We start from the raw sequence: 3,155 nt of genomic DNA, 5'->3' as shown, positions 1-3,155 counted from the left end.
GGTCGTTGTTTGAGAACTGCACAGTGGACGCGAGCATCTGTGGCCAAGTTTTTAAGGGCGCACGGTGGATGCCTTGGCACCAGGAACCGATGAAGGACGTGGGAGGCCACGATAGTCCCCGGGGAGCCGTCAACCAGGCTTTGATCCGGGGGTTTCCGAATGGGGAAACCCGGCAGTCGTCATGGGCTGTCACCCATACCTGAACACATAGGGTATGTGGAGGGAACGCGGGGAAGTGAAACATCTCAGTACCCGCAGGAAGAGAAAACAACCGTGATTCCGGGAGTAGTGGCGAGCGAAACCGGATGAGGCTAAACCATGAGCGTGTGAGACCCGGCAGGGGTTGCGCTTGTGGGGTCGTGGGATTTTTCTTGACCGGTCTGCCGGCCGGTCGGCGAGTCAGAAACCGTATGGATAGTCGAAGGACATGCGAAAGGTCCGGCGTAGAGGGTAAGACCCCCGTAGGCGAAATCTGTACGGCTCGTTTGAAGAACTCCCAAGTAGCACGGGGCCCGAGAAATCCCGTGTGAATCTGGCGGGACCACCCGCTAAGCCTAAATATTCCCTGGTGACCGATAGCGGATAGTACCGTGAGGGAATGGTGAAAAGTACCGCGGGAGCGGAGTGAAATAGTACCTGAAACCGTGTGCCTACAAGCCGTGGGAGCGTCGGACATGCAGCTTGCTGTGTGTCTCGTGACTGCGTGCCTTTTGAAGAATGAGCCTGCGAGTTTGCGGTGTGTAGCGAGGTTAACCCGTGTGGGGTAGCCGTAGCGAAAGCGAGTCCGAATAGGGCGATACAGTTGCATGCCCAAGACCCGAAGCGGAGTGATCTAGCCATGGGCAGGTTGAAGCGGAGGTAAGACTTCGTGGAGGACCGAACCCACCAGGGTTGAAAACCTGGGGGATGACCTGTGGTTAGGGGTGAAAGGCCAATCAAACTCCGTGATAGCTGGTTCTCCCCGAAATGCATTTAGGTGCAGCGTCACGTGTTTCTTGCCGGAGGTAGAGCACTGGATAGGCGATGGGCCTCACCGGGTTACTGACCTTAGCCAAACTCCGAATGCCGGTAAGTGAGAGCGTGGCAGTGAGACTGTGGGGGATAAGCTCCATGGTCGAGAGGGAAACAGCCCAGAACACCGACTAAGGTCCCTAAGCGTGTGCTAAGTGGGAAAGGATGTGGAGTCGCAGAGACAACCAGGAGGTTGGCTTAGAAGCAGCCACCCTTGAAAGAGTGCGTAATAGCTCACTGGTCAAGTGATTCCGCGCCGACAATGTAGCGGGGCTCAAGCACATCACCGAAGTCGTGTCATTGCAGCATATAGGGCCAACGCCTGCTGTGATGGGTAGGGGAGCGTCGTGTGCCGGGTGAAGCGGCGGTGGAAACCAGTCGTGGACGGTACACGAGTGAGAATGCAGGCATGAGTAGCGATACAAGAGTGGGAAACTCTTGCGCCGATTGACCAAGGGTTCCTGGGTCAAGCTGATCTGCCCAGGGTAAGTCGGGACCTAAGGCGAGGCCGACAGGCGTAGTCGATGGACAACGGGTTGATATTCCCGTACCCGCTTTGAAGCGCCAACGCTGAACCAGGTGATGCTAAGGCCGTGAAGCCGGCCCGGAGTCTTCGGACAAAGGGACGTGGTGGAGCCGCTGAACCAAGTCTGTACTAGGTGAGCGATGGGGTGACGCAGGAAGGTAGTCCAGCCCGGGCGGTGGTTGTCCCGGGGTAAGGGTGTAGGGCGTTGTGTAGGCAAATCCGCACAACAATAGCCTGAGACCTGATGCCGAGCCGATTGTGGTGAAGTGGATGATCCTATGCTGTCGAGAAAAGCCTCTAGCGAGTTTCATGGCGGCCCGTACCCCAAACCGACTCAGGTGGTCAGGTAGAGAATACCGAGGCGTTCGGGTGAACTATGGTTAAGGAACTCGGCAAAATGCCCCCGTAACTTCGGGAGAAGGGGGGCCATTCCTGGTGACGGCACTTGCTGCCAGAGCTGGGGGTGGCCGCAGAGACCAGCGAGAAGCGACTGTTTACTAAAAACACAGGTCCGTGCGAAGCCGTAAGGCGATGTATACGGACTGACGCCTGCCCGGTGCTGGAACGTTAAGGGGACCGGTTAGCTCTGATTCGTCGGGGCGAAGCTGAGAACTTAAGCGCCAGTAAACGGCGGTGGTAACTATAACCATCCTAAGGTAGCGAAATTCCTTGTCGGGTAAGTTCCGACCTGCACGAATGGCGTAACGACTTCTCGACTGTCTCAACCATAGGCCCGGTGAAATTGCATTACGAGTAAAGATGCTCGTTTCGCGCAGCAGGACGGAAAGACCCCGGGACCTTTACTATAGCTTGATATTGGTGTTCGGTTCGGCTTGTGTAGGATAGGTGGGAGACTTTGAAGCCGTGACGCCAGTCATGGTGGAGTCGTCGTTGAAATACCACTCTGGTCGTGCTGGATGTCTAACCTGGGTCCGTGATCCGGATCAGGGACAGTGTCTGGTGGGTAGTTTAACTGGGGCGGTTGCCTCCTAAAGAGTAACGGAGGCGCCCAAAGGTTCCCTCAGCCTGGTTGGCAATCAGGTGTTGAGTGTAAGTGCACAAGGGAGCTTGACTGTGAGACTGACGGGTCGAGCAGGGACGAAAGTCGGGACTAGTGATCCGGCGGTGGCTTGTGGAAGCGCCGTCGCTCAACGGATAAAAGGTACCCCGGGGATAACAGGCTGATCTTCCCCAAGAGTCCATATCGACGGGATGGTTTGGCACCTCGATGTCGGCTCGTCGCATCCTGGGGCTGGAGTAGGTCCCAAGGGTTGGGCTGTTCGCCCATTAAAGCGGTACGCGAGCTGGGTTTAGAACGTCGTGAGACAGTTCGGTCCCTATCCGCTGTGCGCGTAGGAGTGTTGAGAAGGGCTGTCCCTAGTACGAGAGGACCGGGACGGACGAACCTCTGGTGTGCCAGTTGTCCTGCCAAGGGCATGGCTGGTTGGCTACGTTCGGGAGGGATAACCGCTGAAAGCATCTAAGCGGGAAGCCTGCTTCGAGATGAGCACTCCCACCTCCTTGAGAGGGTAAGGCTCCCAGTAGACGACTGGGTTGATAGGCCGGATATGGAAGCCCTGTGAGGGGTGGAGTTGACCGGTACTAATAGGCCGAGGGC

The 3,155-nt window shown here is 57.0% G+C and carries 1 rRNA gene; it reads left to right on the top strand.

The annotated features are described in order from the left end of the window. The first annotated feature begins 41 nt into the window (after positions 1 to 41). A 23S ribosomal RNA gene (locus BI06_RS55725) occupies positions 42 to 3,155 on the top strand.

The sequence above is a fragment of the Kitasatospora sp. MBT66 genome, assembly GCF_000710405.2.
Classification (GTDB): domain Bacteria; phylum Actinomycetota; class Actinomycetes; order Streptomycetales; family Streptomycetaceae; genus Kitasatospora; species Kitasatospora purpeofusca.
Note: the sequence above shows the minus strand (reverse complement) of the source record. Positions and strands in the feature narration are given on the sequence as shown.